Here is an 18661-nt window from a genome sequence, read left to right as displayed (position 1 = left end):
GATTAAACCAAAAAGTCCGGATTCTGTTTCCAGAATCCGGACTTTCCGCCAGTTGCGGGGACAGGATTTGAACCTGTGACCTCTGGGTTATGAGCCCAGCGAGCTACCGAACTGCTCCACCCCGCGTCGCAAGATCAACTCTACCGTTCGGTGAACGGGGGGCCAAATCCTGGTGGCGTGATGTGCGTCTCGCTGGGTCAATCCCCTTAGTTGCTGGCTGCAGGCGAGGGCGTCACCGTCGGCGTAGCCTCGGGCGACGGCGTGGCTTCAGGGGCCGGCGCCGGGATTTTGCCCTCGGAGTCAATTGCCTTCTGCAGGGCCGCAGCCAGTTTCTTCTGCTCTTCCCCATAGGCTGCAAAGTCGCCGGCTGCCAAGGCTGCCTGGCCGGCCTTGATGGCAGCGTTCGCCTCATCCAACGCGGCCTTCAGGTCAGCCTGGGCCCCTGCGCTCACCGGCGGCGTGGTCCCCGGAGCGGGCGGGGTCTGGCCGGTGTTGTCGGAGTCGCCCGCGGCAGCACCGGAGTCACCGCCGAAGAGTTGCTTCAACGCTCCGTCGAGCGTCGGCGCAAAGCCGACCTTGTCACCGAAAGCCACCAGCACACGCTGCAGGGTGGGGTAGGACGTCTCGCCGGTCGACTTGAGGTAAACCGGCTGGACATACAGGATGCCGCCGCCCACAGGCAGTGTCAGCAGGTTGCCGTTGAGGACCTCCGAGGCACCCTGCCGCAGAAGGTTCAGCGCTTGGGACACGGTGGGATCCGAGTTGAACTTGTTCTGGGCCTGGCCCGGCCCCGGAACCTGGATCTCCGGTGGAATCTGGAGCAGCCTCAACTTGCCATAGCTTTCAGCCTTGACGCCCTTCTCCTTGCCGGCGTCAGAGTCAGCGGCAAGGAAGCCATACAGGACGTTCCGGGCAGTGCCGTTGACAATCTGCGGAATGAAGGATGAGGTCAGTTGGAACGCTGACTTGTCCTGGTCCGGCATCTGCAGTGACATGTAGAACGGCGGCTGCTTGACCTCGGTGTCCACGGTGGGATCGTTGGGAACGCTCCAGACATCCTTCGCCTGGTAGAAGCTGCCCGGATCGGTCACGTGGTAACGGCCCAGGAGCTCACGCTGGACCTTGAAGAGGTCCTCCGGGTAACGGACGTGGCTCATGACGTCCCCCGACATCTCCGAGTACGGCTTCAGGGACGTGGGGAAAACCTTCTGCCAGGCCTTCAGGATGGGGTCCTGGTCGTCCCAGGCATACAAGGTAACTGAGCCGTCATAGGCGTCGACGGTGGCCTTGACGGAGTTCCTGATGTAGTTCACCGAGCTGTTCGGCAAGGCAACCGTCCGGCCTGCAGAAGTCTGCGAGTCCGCGGTGGCGGCAGAAAGCTGCTCCGGCTGCGAGTACGGATAGTGCTGGCTGGTGGTGTACCCGTCCACGATCCATTTGACGCGGCCGTCCACAACCGCCGGGTAGGCGTTGCCGTCCACGGTCAGGTACGGGGCAACCTTCTCGACCCGGTCCTGCGGGCTGCGGTCATACAGGATCTGGGATTCTGCATTCACACCGTCAGAGAGGAGCAGGTCCGAGGACTGGAACTTAATGGAGTAGAGCACCTTGTTGAAGAAGCTGCCCACGTTCGGGCCACCGTTGCCGGCGAAGGTGTACTGGTTGTCCCCCTCGCCCTCCTTGCCGGAGGGCCTGTCTTGCTCACGGGGGGCCGCGCCATCCGGCGCGCCGACAATGGAGTACTCCGGGGAATCCTCGCCGAAGTAGATTCGGGGCTCGTAGGTGGAGTCATCGCCAAGGACACCGGTGGACGGGATGCCCGACTGGAGGAACTCCGGCTTGCCGTCGACGGTGAACTTGTTTCCCTTGGCCGCCACCACGCCGTAGCCGTGGGTGTAGACGACGTGCTGGTTGAGCCAACCTTGCTGGTTGGTGGCGACGTTCGCCGGGTTCAGCTCGCGCACGGCGATGACGGTGTCCTGGATCTTGCCGTCCACCTCGTAGCGGTCGACGTTCAGTGCATCCGGGAACTGGTAGTACGGCCGGTACTGCTCCAGTTGGGAGAATGCATCGGAGATCAGGTTGGGGTCCAGGAGCCGGATGTTGGCGGTGGTCTGGGCGTCCGGAGCCAGCGCACCGGTACTGGCCGTGTTGGTGGCGTCGTAGCGGTCCACCTGGATCTGGTCCAGGCCATAGGCTGCCCGGGTCATCTCGATGTTGCGCTGAATGAACTCCTTCTCCAACGTCTGCTCAGAAGGGCGCACCTGGAACTGCTGGATGACCCACGGGTAAACGCCGCCGGCCAGGATTGAGGTGATGATCAGCATGGCCGTGCCGATGACCGGGAGCCGCCAACGGCCGATAACCGCCGCAATGATAAAGAGTATGGCCACGAGCCCCGCCGCCACGGCGAGGATCGCCTTGGTGGGGATCACGGCGTTCACGTCTGTGTACAGTGCACCGGCCCAGCGCCCGCCGTTGCCCTGCAGGGCGGCGTAGCGGTCCAGCCAGAAGTTTGCGCCGAGCAGGATCAGGAAGGCTGCGCCGGTCACGGCTAGGTGGATCTGTGCCGCGCGGCTGGTGAACACGCCGCGTTCCATCAGCCGGATGCTGCCGTAGAGGTAGTGGGTGAGGATTCCGGCGATGCCGGCCACCACAACCACGCTGATCAGGAACCCTGTGACGAATCCCAGGAACGGAAGAGTCATGAGGTAGAAGCTGATGTCCAAGTTGAACTCAGGATCGCTCTGGCCGAACGGTTCCTGGTTGAAGAACAACAGCACTTTCTGCCATTGGCTGGCCGCGGCGCTGCCCGCGAACAGTCCGAACAGGATGGGCAGGCCCACCATAACGACGCGACGGACCGGTTCAAGCTGGGCCTGGTAACGGTTCAGGTTGTCGCGCATCTCGGAGTCCGGCGCGTAGACGGGCCGTGCGTGGTAGGCAACCCGGATGGCAAAAAAGACGGCCACGAACATAAGCGCGAAGCCGGCGAGGAAGATCCCGATTCGGGAGAGGTTTTCCGTCACAAACACTTCGAAGTAGCCGAGCTGCCGGTACCAGAGGACGTCAGTCCACACGTTGGCGAAGAAGATGAAGCCCACCACTGCGATGGCAACAACAATCAGCGTGGGCGTTAGGGCCCCGCGTCGCGAGGGGGGTCTTCCGGGCGGGATGGGGCTGGTAGGACGGGACAAACTCGGTACCTCATAGCTGGTCGTCAGGTTTACATGAGTAGCGTGCGTGCGGTTGACGTCCGGCGCCGGTCAAGCGTGTGGCAACGTCCGTCATATCTGCCACGAGTGGCGGTAAAGCTTAGTTCCTGGCCTCAGTCTAGTTGCTGGCGCAGACCGGCAAAGCGCCCGTGTCCTGCCCGGATCCGGCGAGTTCGACGGCGCGGCGCGCCTCTGCGATGTTCTCCACTTTGAGCACCTGCAGTCCCTCCGGCACATGGCCCACAACTTCGTCGCAGTTTCCTGCCGGGGCGAGGAATACGGTGGCTCCCCCGGCACGCGCCCCCAGCATCTTCTGCCGGATGCCCCCGATGGGGCCAACGGCGCCGTCGGGGGTAATGGTCCCCGTTCCGGCGACATGCTTGCCGCCGGTCAGGTCCCCCTGCGTCACCGTGTCGATGATGCCCAGCGAAAACATCAGCCCTGCGCTCGGTCCGCCAACCTTGTCCAGGGAAATCTTCACGTCAAACGGAAACGTGAACAGGTACTTGAGCATCACTCCGAGAATGTAGCGGCCCGCACCGTTGTCCATGGGGGTGATGGTCTGCGTGACGGATTCCCCTGCGCGCTGCACCACCAGGCTGGCCGGCGCTCCCTGACCGGCGGCAAGTTCCTCCTGCACAACGGCAAGCGATGTGATGGGCTTGCCGTTGATCGATTCGAAGATGTCGCCGTTTTCAATCTTGCCCGCCGACGGCGAACCGTCGGGGAGCCCCGCGGCCTGGAGTTGCTGGCCGAAGGGAATGTCGAGCTCCTTGAGCGCCGATGCCACAGCATTCTCCTGCGACGAAGTCATGGCCACGGAGCTCTGTTCGTCGGCCTCCTCCTTCGTGGTGCCAGTGGGGTAAAGCAGTTCCACCGGCTGAACGGACTTGGACCCGTCCAGCCATGCGGTGAAGGCACCCAGGACGCTCACGGGGCCGTTGGGTCCCCCGTCAACATAGACGGTGGTCAGGTCCAGATTTCCCCTGGCGGGATAGGTTTCGTGGCCCGTGACGCTGATGACAGGGCTGCCCTGGCTCTGGCCGAGGGTGTTGAAGGTGGGTCCGGGTGATTCCACAACATAAGGCACCGGGACGGTGACAGCCGCGATTCCCAGCCCCAGCGCCAGGACGCCGGACAGCATCATCACGGATACCCGGTCCCCCGGCGGGGAGCTGCGGGGGGCGTACTGCCCGGTTGGCAGGGCGCCGGCCACACCCGTTCCGGGTGCTGCGGCACTCGCTGTGGCGCCGGCGTCGAACTCTGGAGCGTGGTCCTCATGCGGATGATCGCCGCGGGTTGTAGTCACTGAATCAACACTACGCGGTGCCGTCCCCCGCCAGCTCTTTGCCTACAGCGAACGTGACGCCTGTCCGGCAGACAGCCGCCCCGGCCCGGGGTACCGTGAAGTTGAACAGTCACACCGACGATCGGCGGGATCATGACCTCCAACCCACTCAATCCATCCAACGGCGACGATACGCCGAAGGATCCGTTGACCGAGATGCTGCAGAACCTGATGGGCGGCAAGGGCATGGAAAACTTCGACCCCGCCGAACTGGCAAAGGCAGCCGGCCTGCCGAACGACCCCACTCTTCTGGCCCAGATGTTCTCTCAGGTCCAGGCCATGATGAGTGCCCCTTCGGAAGGGCCTGTAAACTGGCAGCTCGCGCACGAGAACGCCCGCCGGGTTGCCGCCAGCAGCGCCGACCCGTCCGTCACGTCCCTGCAGACCCGCGAAGTCGATGAGGCCCTGCGGCTGGCGGAACTTTGGCTCGATCCCGTGACCGACCTTCCTGCCACCGGCCTGATCGGCCGTGCGTGGTCCCGCGCCGAGTGGGTTGAGGCCACCCTCGGAACGTGGAAGCGGCTGACCGAGCCCGTCGCCAACAGCATCGCCAACGCGCTCTCCAGTGCCATGACAGAACAGATGCCCGAAGAGATGAAGTCCACGATGGGCGGGGCCTCTTCCATGTTGCAGAACATGGGCGGCGCGATCTTTGGAATGCAGCTCGGGCAGGCGATCGGCGCACTGTCCGCCGAGGTTGTCAGCTCCACCGACATCGGTGTTCCCCTGGCCGACCTGGAAATGGCACTCCTCCCGGCCAACGTGTCGAAGTTTGGCGAGGGCCTGAGCCTGCCGGAAAACGACATCCGGCTGTTCCTGGCCGTCCGCGAGGCAGCCCACGCGCGGCTGTTTGTCCAGGTCCCCTGGCTGCGTGGCCACTTGCTCGGGGCCATCGAGGCCTACGCCCGCGGCATCCATATCGACACTTCCAGGATTGAAGAGCTGGCCCGCGACCTGGACCCCAGCAACCCTGAAGGCATCCAGGAAGCGCTGTCCCAGGGTGTCTTTATGCCGCAGCGGACCCCTGCACAGGAGCAGGCGCTTGAAAAACTGGAGACTGCCCTGGCCCTCGTTGAAGGCTGGGTGGACGAGCTCACCGCTTCGGCCACGGAGAAGCTGCTGCCCTCCGCCGGCGCGCTCCGGGAAACAGTCCGGCGACGTCGTGCCACCGGCGGTCCGGCGGAGCACGCTTTCTCGTCCCTGGTGGGATTGGAACTCCGTCCCCGCCGCCTGCGCGAGGCTGCCACGCTGTGGGCCGCGCTTAAGGACGAGCGGGGCATTGCCGGACGCGATGCCATCTGGCAGCACCCGGACCTCCTCCCCACCGCCGACGACCTCGATGACCCTCAGGGCTTCAGCGGCCGGCGCAAGCTGGCCGAGGCCAGCGACAGCGAAGTGGACGATGCCCTGCAGAAGCTGCTGAGCGGCGGCTTCGACGACGCACCGCAGGATGATTCCGACGCCAGTGACGACGGGGACCAGCCCGCAGCCGATGGTGAGCAGCCCAAGGGTTAGCCAGACCGCAGGTTAGGCTGCCGGCCGGAACATGTCCTGTTCCGCGGATGGAAGGTACGACGGCGGCCACGCCGCCTTTCTCGGCCACTGGAGGTGCTCGAATGCGCAAGACATCGTCTTTAGCGGCGCCAATTTGGCTTCCACCTTCATGCGGCACGGCCTGATCGACGAATTCCGAATTCTGGTCCATCCCGTGGTTCCGGGGCTGGGCCGGCCGCTGTTCGAGGCCCCTGATGTCCGGATGGCCCTCAGGCTCGAGGGGGCACGGACGTTCGGCAACGGCGTGGTACTGCTCAACTACTCGCGCGACGCCCGGCTCGATTAGTCTGAGGTTCGCGTCACGGTCCCCCTGCGAAGCAACCGTTATCAACGGCCCTTCCCGAACACTGGGCGAAGGTTAGAAGACACGCCTTAGTCGGCGTCGCCTGGCTCTGAGTCGTTGCCGCTCGCGGTCAGGCCCCGGGAGGTGGCGAACGAGACGCCTTCCAGGAAGGCCTTGGCCCGCATCGTGTCGGGGTAGGCCTCCAACAGCTTCCAGAACGCGGCGTTGTGCCCGGCAACGAGCAGGTGGGCGAGCTCATGCAAGAGGACATAGTCGATGACCCACTGCGGCATGGGCCGGAGTTTGTCGGAGAGCCGGATGGATCCTTCCGACGGCGTCGCGGAGCCCCAGCGCGAGTTCTGGTTGCTGACCCAGCGGACGGACGTCGGGACTGCGCGTCCGCCGAAGTATTGGGCCGAAAGGTCTGCGGCGTGGGCGGCCAGCGCGGTATCCGTGGCCGGCTGCTTACTTCCTTTGCGGGAGCGCCGCTCCCCCTGACGGTGCAGTTTCTCCAGCATGCGGTGCACCCATTCAGACTCCTGCGCGGCCGTGAACCGGGCCGGAATGGCCACCACTGCCGTCCCGTTTTCCCAGAAGGCAGCCACGGTCCTGGTCCGGCGGGCCGACCGCCGCACCTCAACCGGCGCTCCGTCCGCCGTCGTGAGGGGCAGGTTGCCCCGTCCTGCCGGCTGGCGGGTCACAGGGTGGTGCTTTCGACGAGCACCCGCAGCACGTCTTCGCCGTATCGTTCCAGTTTGGACGGACCCACGCCGGCCAGTGCCGCCAGTTCCTCCAGCGTGGACGGTTTGGCCTCTGCGATGGCCGTCAGCGTGGCATCGGTGAAGACCACAAACGCCGGCACCTCGGCAGCCAGTGCGATTTCCTTCCGCCACTGCCGAAGGGCATCGAACGTCTGTTCTTCGTAACTGGGAGGACAGTCGTTGCAGCGGCCCACTTTGCGTTCGGCGCCGCTGCCCAGCATGCTCCCGCAGACCCTGCAGGTGGCGGGGGCAGCCGATTTCCGGCGCGGCGCCGGCCCTTTTCCGCGGGCACTGGAGCTGGCCACCGAGTTGGGCCGGAGTCCGTCGAGGAAGCGTGAGGGTTTGCGGTTGGCCCGGCCGCCCGGTGTCCGCGCCGTGGACCAGGAAAGGGCCAGGTGCTCGCGCGCACGCGTGATACCGACGTAGAGCAGGCGCCGCTCCTCATCCACGGCTTCCGGTGTGTCGGCGAAGGAAATGGGCATCAGGCCTTCGCAGAGGCCCACCAGGAACACGGCGTCCCATTCGAGGCCCTTCGCGGCGTGCAGCGATGCAAGCGTCACGCCCTGGACCGTCGGGGCATGCTGCGCCAGCGACCGTTCCTGGAGTTCATTAACAAAGTCACCGAGACTGAACTGCTCGCCGCGGACGTGGACCAGCTCGTCCGCGAGCGCCACCAGCGCTGCCAGCGACTCCCAGCGTTCGCGCAATGCGCCGCCGTTATGGGGCGGGGCGTCCGTGTAGCCAAGCGAGGCCACGATATCGCGGACCAGCTGGCCGAGCGGTTCCGGCGTCGCAGTTTCAGCGACCGCCCTGGTTGCCGCGCGCAGCTGAAGGATGGCATCTCGCACTTCCTTGCGGGCGAAGAACCGCTCACCGCCACGGAGCTGGTAGCTGATCCCGGCTGCCGCGAGCGCCTGTTCGTATGCCTGGGACTGCCCGTTCGTGCGGAAAAGGACAGCGACCTGGCTCGCCGGAGTGCCGGCGTCGAGCAGTTCCTGGACCTTGATGGCCACTGTGGCGGCTTCGGCTTCATCGTCGGTGCATTCGGTGAACTGTGGGACGGGCCCTGCCGGGCGCTGGGCCACCAGCTGCAGCGGAGCCGCCCAGGCGGCATCGGCCACAGGTCCGCCGCCGCGCCGTGCGGCAAGGAGATCGTTGGCCAGCTTGACCACCTGCGGCGTGGAACGGTAATCCCGGATCAGTTTCACCACATTGGCTTCCGGGTACTGGGCCTTGAATCCCAGGAGATGCTTGGGCGAAGCGCCGGTAAACGAGTAGATCGTCTGGCTCGCATCGCCCACAACGCACAGCTCGTCCCGCCCGCCCAGCCACAGTTCCAGGAGGCGCTGCTGCAGCGGAGAAACGTCCTGGTACTCATCCACCACAAAGTGCCGGTACTGCTCGCGGACGGTGGCCGCGACTTTCTGGTCCTCCTGCAGGATCCCGACCGTGATCAGGAGTACGTCCTCAAAATCAATGACGTTGCGGTCGGTCTTGACGTCCTCATAGGACTGGAAGACCCGGGCGACGGCGGTGAGGTCGAACCCGCCGGGGGTTCCCCTGCCCTGCGCGTTCTCCAGGTAGTTGGCCGGGGTCAGCATGGAGACCTTGGCCCACTCGATTTCGGAGGCGAGGTCGCGGATGGAAGCGCGGTCAGTGCTGAGCCGCAGGCGGCGGGACGCTTCGGCGATCATCTGCGCCTTGTGGTCCAGCAGGTTGGGCAGGGTGCCGCCTACCGCCTGTGGCCAGAAAAACTGCAGTTGCCGCAGGGCGGCCGCGTGGAACGTGCGCGCCTGCACGTTGCCCACGCCGAGGTCCCGCAGCCTGCTGCGCATTTCCGCTGCGGCCCGGGCAGTGAACGTCACAGCGAGGAGTCGCTGGGGACTGTAAACGCCGGAGTGCACGCCATACGCAATCCGGTGCGTAATGGCCCGGGTCTTGCCGGTGCCGGCACCGGCAAGGACGCACAGCGGGCCGTTGAGCGTGCTGGCAACCTCACGTTGTTCCGCGTCAAGTCCCCCGAGGATTCGTTCCTCAAGGGACTCTGAACTGTCAAAATTCTCTGTGGTCACTTCTGCTGCTCTGTTGTCGCGACTGCCACATGCTGGCGTCTGGCCAATGGTGCCTGTTCCGGGGCTCAGGTGTCCGTGCGGTCGATGATCCGGCCGCCATACCAGTGCTCAATCAGCGAGCGTGCAATGGACAGCCGGCTGGAGATGGTGATTTCACCGGTAAGCACGGCGTCCTGGAGTTCCTCCCGGCTGAACCAGCGCGCACGGGTTACCTCCACGCCGTCGGGTTTTGCCACGGCGTCTGCGGTGATGGCGGTAAATCCAAGCATAAGGGAGGCCGGGAACGGCCACGACTGCGAGCCCAAGTACTGGCAGCCGGTGACCCTGACGCCCACCTCTTCGTGGATTTCCCTGACGACGGCCTGTTCAAGGGATTCGCCAGGTTCGACGAATCCGGCCAGCGTGGAGTAATTTTTCGCGTCAACGGGCCCGCCGCCGCCGAGCAGCAGCCGTCCGTCCGGCCCTACCACCGTGACGATGATGGCCGGATCCGTCCGGGGGTAGTGTTCCGAGCTGTCCTGGGGGCAGCGGCGCACCCAGCCGCCGGCTTCCACGACAGTGTGGGTTCCGCAGCGGGGGCAGTGCGTATGGCCCGCGTGCCAGTTGGCGATGGCGCTGGCTTCGACGAACAACGCCGTGTCGGTGGGGTTCAGCACGGCGGCGATGTCGCGGAAGCCGGCCCACTGCGCGTTGGCCGGGATTACGGCCGTGCCGGGCTCCGCAGGTTCGGGAAGGACAACAAGGACCACTTCGGTGCCGGCGGCAAGGTCCGAGCCGTTCAGCGCGGCGCCAAGATAGATGACCTGCACTGGGACCGAGCCACGGTCCCGCAGGTCAGCCAGCAACTGGGCGGCTGCGGGCAACAGAAGCTGGTTACCCTGCACCAGGGCCTGCCGCCCGGCAAGGACCACTGCCCGCGTGTGCTCGCTGTCCAGCAATTCCTCAACCATGCCTGGCCGGACACGGTCAGCGGAGCCGCGGTCCACGGCAGCCGGGAGAACCGGCAGTACGGTGTCGAACAGGTGGTTGGCCGGCAGCTGGACTGCCTGCGGCTGGTAGGCCGGTGTAGCGGACTCCGCATGACTCATGTGTCCACCGTACTGATTCGGACAGACAATTTACATTCGGCGGGGACATTCGGCGGGGACATGTGGCGTGGACGTCCGGGCGGGGTGCGGAAGCCGACTTTTGCAGCATATCTGGAGACTCGCCGCCGCACATCGTTGTCTTGGACGCCACTCAATCTACCGTGGAACGGTGAGAAGAAAACCGATCGAACTGGCAGCCGTGGCAACCGCGGCAGTCCCCGGGCTGACCCCAACCGCCGTTAGCTCCGCTGCGGACGATCCCGCGGATTTCGACTCCGCGCTGCTGCTGGATTCGGAAGGCAAACAGTGGCGGGTCAGGTCCCCGCGGCATGCGGAAGCCAGCGCCAGGCTCGAGACGGAGTTCCTTGTCCTCCGGGCGTTCGCGCCGGCCATCCGGGCCGAGCTGCCCTTCCTGATGCCCACCGTGGCCGGCAGCGTCCGGCTGGGCAACCTCAGCACGTTTGTCTACTCCCATCTGGCCGGCGGCACGCAGAGTGTGGAAGAACTCACCGCGGGTCCGGCCGCGCTTGCCCGGGAAATCGGGACAGCCCTGGCGGCCATCCACGATCTTCCGCACGCCCTGGTCAGCAATGCCGATCTGCCCAGCTACACGCCCAACGAATTTCGCCAGCGCCGCCTGAACGAGCTCGACCAGGCAGCCACTACCGGAAAAATTCCCGCATCGCTGCTGCTCCGCTGGGAGCATGCCCTTGAAGACGTCTCGCTGTGGCGGTTCAACCCGTGCGTTGTCCACGGTGACCTCCATGAGGACAACCTCCTGGTGGAAAGCGGCCGCGTCACGGCGGTTACGGGCTGGACGGACCTGCGGATCGGGGATCCCGCCGACGACTTCGCCTGGCTGGTTGCCTCGAACGAACAGGATTTTGTGGACGCAGTTCTTGCCAGTTACACCGGCAGCCGCCGCGACGCCCCGGACCAGCATCTGATCCGGCGGGCCGCTTTGTCTGCCGAGTTCGCGTTGGCGCAATACCTGGTCAAGGGCATCGCTGCCGCCGATACCGGGATGGTTGCCGAAGCCGAAGGCATGCTGGAAACGCTCGCGGCCGACGTCGAAGAGCATGGAGGCCAGGCCATCAGTGTCGAGCCGCTGCCGGCCCCGGCTGCCACGGCCGACGACGCCGCCCAGTCCCCTGCGGCCGACTCCGCGGCAGCGGGCCAGTCCCCCGCAGCCCAGTCCCGGGCGGTGAGTGTTGCCGCAACTCCGGCCGTGACCGTCGTTCCCGTGCCCGTCCTGTCGGTGGAGCCGGTTCCAGTTTTGCCCGCAGTGGAAGTCAGCCCTATCCCGGCAGAGCCCCTCCCGTCCGGCGAAGCACCGGCGGACGAAGAGTCCGCGGACGACGAGCCGGCCGACAATCGGTCAGTACACCGGTCCGCCGAGGACACGTCCACCGCGGCCATCAGCATCGTCGAAGTCAGGAAGCACTGACCTCAGGGAGCACCGACGTCGAGGACGGCGGCCACGATCTGTTCCAGCTCCGCAGCGGAGCCCAGATCGTGCGGCCGCACCACCTGGTTGTCCGCAACGTAGAAGAAGGCGGCCCTGACGTCCTCCACTGCCACGCCCTTGAGCCGGGCCCACGCCAGCCGGTACGCGGCGAGCTGCACCGATTTGGCCCTCAGCTGGGCGGCAGAGGGCCGGCGGCCGGTTTTCCAGTCCACCAGGTCCCACCTCCCGTCTGCGTCCTGGAAGACAGCATCTATGCGTCCTCGGACCACCACGTCGCCCACCCGCGTTTCCACCGGCACTTCCACAAATGCCGGTGACCTGCCGGCCCATTCCGAGGTTTTGAAGGTGGCCACCATGGTGTCGAGGTCGTAGGCGGCGTCAATATGATCGTCGGAGCCGGGGGCCTCGCCGAGATCCAGCATGCCGGCTGCGCCGAAGTACTCTTCAACCCAGGCGTGGAATGCTGTCCCCTTCCGCGCCGACATGCCGGGCTCACGCGGAACGGGTCTTCGCAGCCGGCCGACTACCCCTGCCGGGTCCTCGCCAAGGTCCACCAGCGTGGACGCAGAGATGTGGCCGGGCAGGTGAACGTCCTGCCCGGAGGCGCGCCTGGAACGCCGTTCCAGCAGCAAGGCAGCTTCCCTGGCCCAGCCCGCCGCACTGCCCCGGAGCCTTGGCCCGGACTCATTGGCGGAGGCAGGCTCAAGGACAGGCACCGAGTCCTCAGGAATCACCGGCTCCAAGGCTGCCCGGACACGTGCCGCGGCGCTCTCCATGGCCAGCCGCCTGCCGGGAACAACCCGCAGGCGCTCCCCGGTCCGCGCATCCACCGGGCCTTCGAGGGGGTCATAGGGCCATCCGGCCACCTCAGTTTCGGTAGTCAACGGGCTCTTTTCAGGCAAAGAGGCTTCGTCCACTGACGCCGGGTGCACTATGGCGGCACAGATTTCCGGTGCGTCCGCCGGGGCGGTGTTGGGGTCGGAGCCGACAAGCTGTTCCAGTTCAGCGAGGAACGGTGACATCTCGGCACGGCCTGCCCTGGAGCCCACCCATGCTGCGCTGGAGGCCCAGAGGACGTGCTTCGCCCTGGTGTAGGCCACGTATGCCAGTCGGCGTTCCTCTCCCTCACCATGGACCTGGACCGCAGATTTGAAGTCCTTCTCGGCGTCCAGCCACCCCTTCTGGTCCGGCTGGTCGGTGTCCCACTGGGGCAAATCCGACCGGTCCCCCCGCAGCGGCCACGGCAGGGCCGCCGCGCCGCTGCTCCAGCGGGAGTCCTTGTTGCTGGGGAACGCACCGACGTTGAGGCCCGGAACAAAAACGACATCCCATTCCAGGCCCTTTGACGCATGGACGGTCAGCAGCTGCACAGCCTCGCGGTTGATATCCGACGGCGGGGCTTCGAGGCCGTTTTCCTCGGCCGCGGCAGCTTCAAGCCAGGCAAGGAACGCGAGGATGTCCACCCGGTGCGAGGTCCGCAGGAAGCCGGCTGCCGCGTCCTGGAAGGCATCCAGGTTTCGGCGGGCCTGGTGGATGCTGGTTCCCGGGCGCGCTGCCACTTCGATGTCGAGCAACATGGCGCGTTCCACCTCGCCGAGCAGGGTGGTGAGGTCGTCCCCGAGGTAGCCTCGCAGCTGCCTGAGTTCCGTTGAGAGCCTGCCGAGGCGGTCGCGGGCCGGCCCGGTCAACGTCCGGCCGTGGGAAGAGGTCCAGTCTTCGCGTGGCAGCCAGTCCAGCGCTTCAACCAGGCTGGCACCGTCAGTCAGGTCGCTTTCGATGACCGCCTCGTCGGACGCGTCTGCGGGCCCGTCCTCCGGATTGGCAGCGTTAGCCGGGCGGCCGCGGCGGCGTGCGAGCTGGCTGGACCAGTCGCGGAAGGCCATCAGGTCTGCCGGCCCGATGCGCCAGCGTGCGCCAGCCAGGAGGCGCATCAGGGAGTCCGAGCGTCCGGGATCAGCAAGTACCCGGAGCGTGGCCACCAGGTCAACGATTTCGGGGGTGTCGAGCAGCCCGCCGAGCCCCACGATTTCGTAGGCGATCCCCCGCGCTTCGAACTGCCGCCGGATGGTTTCCATCTGGGCGCGGCGCCGGCACAGGACGGCCAGTGCAGGCGGCACCGGTGTGCCGTCGGCCTCACGTTCAAAGTCCGTGACCCGGTACTTTATAACGTCCTCCGCAAGGGCGGCGGCTTCGTCGAGGTCTGTGCCGAAGCGGCCCAGCACCACCCGTCCGTCCACGGCGAAGGGGCTGGGCTGCAGGGGCGGCACATTCGCCGCAGCGGTGGCCGCAGGGGCGCTGCCGGCAGGGGCCTTCTGAGCCTCGGCGCGCCCTAGTGCCTCTGACATGATGTTGGCGGCGGACAGGATGGCACGGCCGTTGCGCCACGCCGTCGTGAGGTACGACGTAGGGGCCGGCACGAAGCGTCCCTGGCCGTCGTCCCCGTCCACGCGGACAGGGAATTCACGGACAAAGTGGAAGAGCTGCCCTGCCGAAGCACCCCGGAAGCCGTAGATCGACTGGTTGGGGTCCCCCACGGCGGTGACCGCGTGGCCCTCGCCGAAAAGCCGCGAAAACAGGACCAGCTGGGCATACGACGTGTCCTGGAACTCGTCGAGGAGCACCACTTTGTAGCGCTGGCGTTCCATGTCCGCAGCAAGCGGGATCTCCCGGGAGACACGGGCCGCAAGTGCCACCAGGTCGCCGAAGTCCAATGCCCCGCGTGACTTCTTGGCGGCGGCGTAGCGGCCCACCATGTCAGCCACGCTGGCCCTGGTGCGCAGCATCGCGGCCAGTTCACCGGCTGCCTGCGGGGCGTTCTTCTTCGCTCCGGCCAGGTAGGGACGTTCTTCGAACTCAGCAAGGCGCTCCATAAGCCAGGCCTCGACGTCGGCCGGTTCCTGCAGGTGTTCTGCGCACTCCCCCGCGAGCTGGATGACTGCCTTGACCAGTGTGGACTTGGCAGCCTTGAAGTGGCTGTAGTCGCCGTCGAACGCTTCCACCACTTCGCTGGCAAGCTGCCAGGCCTGGGCCCCGCCGAGCAGCACAACGTCGCGTTCCACGCCAAGCCGCAGCCCGTAGTCAGAAACAATGCCGCTGGCAAATGAGTGATAGGTGGACACTTTGGGCTCAAGGGCGTCGCTGCTGAGCAGCCCCGCGGGGAACACGTCATGCCGCGTGTCCTGGGCAGCGACCCGCTGCAGTGCGGCCAGTTTGGCCCGGATCCGGGTGGCCAGCTCGCCGGCCGCCTTCCTGGTGAACGTTACGCCCAGGACTTCCTCAGGTCTGACCGAGCCGTTGGCGACGAGCCAGACGACGCGGTCGGCCATGGTCGCGGTCTTGCCGGAGCCCGCTCCCGCGATCACCAGCCGGGGAGCCAGAGGTGAGGAAATGATGGCGGACTGTTCGGGGGTAGGGGTGTTCTTTTCGCCCAGCAGCCTGGACAGCTGCTCGGGGCTGAACAGGGGCTCTGGAACCTCGGGGTGGCTCATTCGGTGACCTGCTTTCCGCGGACACAGAGCGGACAGACCTCAGGGAGCCTGCAGCCGTGCCCCCCGTGGCTGCTTTTTGCGGGGTCATGCCTGGCTTCGAAGCTGTTGCCGGACATTACTGCGGCGGTATCGGTAACCATGTCCAGCGCCCAGTTATCCTGGGCCTCCAGGGGATCCTGTTGCTGGACGCCCGGGCTCTTGGCGCTTGTTCCGAGCTGCGCCAGCACTGCGCCGCCCGGTACTGGTGAGTCCGGCACTGGCGCGCCGGGTTCTGCTGAGCTGGGCAGTCCGGGTACCTCCGCGAAACCGCCCGCCAGGACCGCCGCCTGGTAGGCCCCCAGCTGGGGATGGCGAGACAACTCTGTCTTGCCAGGCTGCCGTTTGCCCGTCTTGAGGTCCACAATGACCAGCCTTCCTTCGGCGTCGATCTCCAGCCGATCAACCTGGCCGCGGAGCACGGCGGCGCGGGCCTCGCCGCCCTGGCCATCGCCCGGTTCCGCCGCCGGCGTCGGCGTCGACCCCATCACCGGCGGAACGTCGGGCAGCCGGACCTCGAAGTCCTGCTCGACGCCCAGCAGGCTCCGGCCCTCGCTCCGCATCAGCAGGACATACTGGGCGAGCTTGCGCACCATTGTTTCGGCACGCTGGAAGTCGAGTTTGCCTTCCCAGTTGTCCTTCATCCCCAGGGTTGGCCACCGGCGGATGAGTTCGGCGACGTACTCGCCCCCGGAGGCTTCCGGCAGGTCCTGCGCGATGGCGTGGACCAGGGTGCCCAGGCTCCGGGCGAAATCGGTGGCGGCTTCTCCCCCAGCGGCCTGCACAAACCAGTCGAGCGGTGATTTCTGCACGGATTCCACCTTCGACGGCGACACGTAGACGGTCCCTCCCGGCGGGACAACCGGCTCCGACGTCGTCAAGGAAGGCAGGCCCCACCAGCTGTCCGGATGCGCTCCCGGGACAGCCGGTTCCACGGCGGCAAGTCCGGCCAGGACCCTGGCGGCCTCGGCGGCTTCGGGCTCATACCTTCCATCCAGCTGCGCGTACTGCCGCAGTTCTGCCACCAGCGCACGAAGGGTCATGGGCCGTTCCACCGGCGTAAACCCCCTGCCCTCGGCGCCCGGCTCAAGCGGCGCCACATAATCAAGGAAGGACGACGGCTGGTCATCCTCGGACGAAACAGCGGTGCAGATCAGGATCTCGCAGGCCCTGGAAACGGCCGTGGAGAAGCTCCGGAGTTCGTCGTAGCGGATTTCCCGCAGCCGGCTCAGCGGGTCCAGCTGTAAGGCGTAGCTGACGCCGTGTTCAACGGCGTCGGCGTACAGGCTGCTGCCCAGAAGCTCACCGCGGAGCCGGGTATTGGGCCAGACGCCTTCCTGCAGCCCCGCCACAATGACCACGGGCCACTGCCGTCCGGCAGCACTGGCCGGGGTCATCAGCTCGACGGCGTCGTCCACCTGGGCCCGCGCGGCCAGAGTATCCATGGGCAGCTCCTGGTTCAGGAGGTACTCGAGGAACTGCTCCGGCCCGGCGCCCGGCATCTGGTCCACGTACCGCTCAGCGGTGTGGAAGAGCGCCATCATGGCATCGAGGTCCCGGTCGGCGCGGGCTCCGTGGGAACCGCCGGAGAGGGCGGATTCGGTCCACGCGTTGGCCAGTCCGGTGGAGTGCCACAGGGCCCAGAGAACGGTCTCCGCATTGGCTCCGGGCTCGGCGGCGGCGCTCCGCCCGGCCTGGATCATGCGCGCGGTCCGGCGCGCGGAACGGCCTTCCAAGCCCAGCGTCGCGAGGGCGCCGGGTTCCGATAATGCTTCAACCAGCAGGGCGTCGCTGGTCCGTCCGCCGCCGCCCAGCAGTTCCTCCCGCCTGAGCGACTGGCGGAGCCGGCGCAGTTCAATGGATGTGGCTCCCCCGATGCGCGATGTCAGCAGCGCGACGGCGGCCTCCGGGGTCAGCAGTTCGGGATCCAGCGCTATGGCGTAGGCGTCCAACAGCGGGCGCACGGCCACTTCATCGCGGACCGCCGATTCGGCCACCGGAACGCGCACGGGGATCCCCTGGCCCGTGAGGTACCGCTGCAGCTCACCGAGCTGGCCGCCGTTACGCACGATCACGGCGATCTCGGCGAGGTCGCGGCCACGGTTGACGTGCTGGTCCAGGATGCGCTGGGCAACGTACCGCAGTTCGTGGACCGGCGACATAACCAGGTGTGCTTCCACCCTTCCGGCGGACTGCGGTTGGGGTTCGACGACGGCGGCGGGGCCGTGCGCGGTTCCTGCCAGGGTTTCGGGTTGCTCGAGCCGCCTGGCCAGCTGGCCGCCCGCACGCTGCGAGATCCGGCCCGCGACGCCGAGCCAGGCCTCGGCGATGGCGGGGGCGTGCCGATGGGTGTGCCACAGCGGCCGCTCGATGACGCCGGCTTCCGCAGAAAGCAGGCGCGGCAGCTCCGCGACCAGGTCGGGCCTGGCCCCGCGGAATCCCTGCACAACGGTATCCGGGGAGAAGGCGACATAGCAGTCCTTGCCGGCGGCGATGTCAGCGAGCAGTTCGAAAACGGCAGGGTTTGCCTCCTGCACATCGTCCACCAGCACCAGCTGGAGACGATCCCGTTCCGCGGCCAGGAAGTCAGGCTCGTCCTGGAAGATCTGCCGTGCCGTGGTGATGATGCCGGCGGGATCGAAGGCCTCCGGCATGCGCAGGTCCAGGACGTCCCGGTACTCGGCGTACAGTGCCGCCGCAGCGATCCAGTCCGGCCGACCGCACTGATGGCCCAGCTTCTCCAGGTCACCGGCGGTCCGGCCGGATTCGATAATCCGGTCGAAGAGTTGGCGTACCTCGTGGCGGAAGCCCCGTGTCTCCAGCGCCGCTTCCAGGTCCGCAGGCCACGGAAGTTCCAGCCCGGGCATCCGGTGGCCCTCCAGGAGTTCGCGGATGATGAGGTCCTGTTCCGGGCCGGACAGGAGCCGCGGGGCGCGCGGAAGCGGAAGGATTCCTTCTGCCTTTGCCCGGCGGATCAGGTCAAACGCATAGGCTGCCCAGGTCCGGGCCGGCGTGGTGCTCAGGCTCCTGTCCAGCCGTGCGGTGAACCGGTCGCGGAGTGAGTCGGCGGCGAGGCGTCCGGGTGCCAGGATGAGAATCCGCTCCGGGTCCACGCCGTCCTGCAGGGCCCGACGGACGGCGGCCTCGATCAGGACCGTTGATTTTCCGGTTCCCGGTGCGCCGGGAACCAGGACCGGCCCGGAGCCGTGGGGCACGTCGACGGCGTCACGCTGGTCTGCAGACAACGCCGGAACGTCGGCGTGCAGCTGCCGCGGCGGAAGAAGACGCAGGCCCGTTCCGCCGGAACGTCCGGCCGCGGACGCGGGCCTGGCTGACGTGCGTGTGGAC

General features: G+C 66.7%; 10 protein-coding genes and 1 tRNA gene. 3 read left to right on the top strand and 8 right to left on the bottom strand.

What is annotated here, in order from left to right; translation table 11 throughout:
• Window positions 1-52: 52 nt before the first annotated feature.
• The 3 genes from ACZYZ4_RS02235 to ACZYZ4_RS02225 all read right to left on the bottom strand — a co-directional run bounded on the left by ACZYZ4_RS02235 (window position 53) and on the right by ACZYZ4_RS02225 (window position 4524).
• A tRNA-Met gene (locus ACZYZ4_RS02235) sits at window positions 53-126 on the bottom strand.
• An 80-nt stretch (window positions 127-206) separates the two neighbouring features.
• Complete coding sequence (locus tag ACZYZ4_RS02230; RefSeq protein ID WP_463857761.1) at window positions 207-3197, bottom strand: UPF0182 family membrane protein; 2991 nt, start codon at window positions 3195-3197, stop codon at window positions 207-209.
• 136 nt (window positions 3198-3333) lie between these two features.
• Window positions 3334-4524 carry a YlbL family protein gene (locus ACZYZ4_RS02225; RefSeq protein ID WP_463857759.1) on the bottom strand — a complete coding sequence of 397 codons (1191 nt, stop codon included), beginning with the start codon at window positions 4522-4524 and terminating at the stop codon, window positions 3334-3336.
• Between the two features lie 132 nt (window positions 4525-4656).
• On the opposite strand from ACZYZ4_RS02225, the gene ACZYZ4_RS02220 reads away from it, so the two are divergent.
• Together ACZYZ4_RS02220 and ACZYZ4_RS02215 are read left to right on the top strand one after the other, a co-directional pair.
• Entirely contained in the window at window positions 4657-6078 is a 1422-nt protein-coding gene (locus ACZYZ4_RS02220; RefSeq protein ID WP_463857758.1) for a zinc-dependent metalloprotease, read from the top strand.
• 133 nt (window positions 6079-6211) lie between these two features.
• Window positions 6212-6403: a dihydrofolate reductase family protein gene (locus tag ACZYZ4_RS02215; RefSeq protein ID WP_463857756.1), complete on the top strand. Its 192-nt coding sequence runs from the start codon at window positions 6212-6214 to the stop codon at window positions 6401-6403.
• A gap of 86 nt (window positions 6404-6489) precedes the next feature.
• Here ACZYZ4_RS02215 and ACZYZ4_RS02210 read toward each other — a convergent pair whose 3' ends face one another.
• The 3 genes from ACZYZ4_RS02210 to nudC form a co-directional block, all read right to left on the bottom strand.
• Window positions 6490-7101: a M48 family metallopeptidase gene (locus tag ACZYZ4_RS02210; protein WP_463857754.1), complete on the bottom strand. Its 612-nt coding sequence runs from the start codon at window positions 7099-7101 to the stop codon at window positions 6490-6492.
• Complete coding sequence (locus ACZYZ4_RS02205; protein WP_463857752.1) at window positions 7098-9233, bottom strand: ATP-dependent DNA helicase UvrD2; 2136 nt, start codon at window positions 9231-9233, stop codon at window positions 7098-7100. Before ACZYZ4_RS02205 ends, ACZYZ4_RS02210 begins: the two co-directional genes overlap by 4 nt.
• A gap of 65 nt (window positions 9234-9298) precedes the next feature.
• Window positions 9299-10321, bottom strand: a complete 1023-nt coding sequence (nudC, locus tag ACZYZ4_RS02200) for an NAD(+) diphosphatase (RefSeq protein ID WP_463857750.1) — start codon at window positions 10319-10321, stop codon at window positions 9299-9301.
• A gap of 169 nt (window positions 10322-10490) precedes the next feature.
• Here nudC and ACZYZ4_RS02195 point away from each other — a divergent pair, with 169 nt between their 5' ends.
• Window positions 10491-11768 carry a macrolide 2'-phosphotransferase gene (locus ACZYZ4_RS02195; RefSeq protein WP_463857748.1) on the top strand — a complete coding sequence of 426 codons (1278 nt, stop codon included), beginning with the start codon at window positions 10491-10493 and terminating at the stop codon, window positions 11766-11768.
• A 2-nt stretch (window positions 11769-11770) separates the two neighbouring features.
• Here the strand turns inward: ACZYZ4_RS02195 and ACZYZ4_RS02190 are convergent, their stop codons facing one another.
• Entirely contained in the window at window positions 11771-15277 is a 3507-nt protein-coding gene (locus ACZYZ4_RS02190; protein ID WP_463857746.1) for an ATP-dependent helicase, read from the bottom strand.
• The gene (locus ACZYZ4_RS02185; protein WP_463857903.1) at window positions 15274-18603 is read right to left on the bottom strand and encodes an ATP-dependent helicase; all 3330 of its coding nucleotides are present in this window, start codon (window positions 18601-18603) and stop codon (window positions 15274-15276) included. The genes ACZYZ4_RS02190 and ACZYZ4_RS02185 overlap by 4 nt, the downstream gene beginning before the upstream one ends.
• Window positions 18604-18661: the final 58 nt, after the last annotated feature.

Source organism: Pseudarthrobacter adonitolis (assembly GCF_055412845.1).
The sequence above is the reverse complement of the archived record's forward strand: the minus strand, read 5'-3'. Positions and strand labels throughout refer to the sequence as shown.

Bases quoted from the DNA above. Each gene is read 5' to 3' on its own strand.
- ACZYZ4_RS02220 (WP_463857758.1), top strand. From the start codon at position 4,657: ATGACCTCCAACCCACTCAATCCATCCAACGGCGACGATACGCCGAAG.
- nudC (WP_463857750.1), bottom strand. From the start codon at position 10,321: ATGAGTCATGCGGAGTCCGCTACACCGGCCTACCAGCCGCAGGCAGTC.
- ACZYZ4_RS02190 (WP_463857746.1), bottom strand. From the start codon at position 15,277: ATGAGCCACCCCGAGGTTCCAGAGCCCCTGTTCAGCCCCGAGCAGCTG.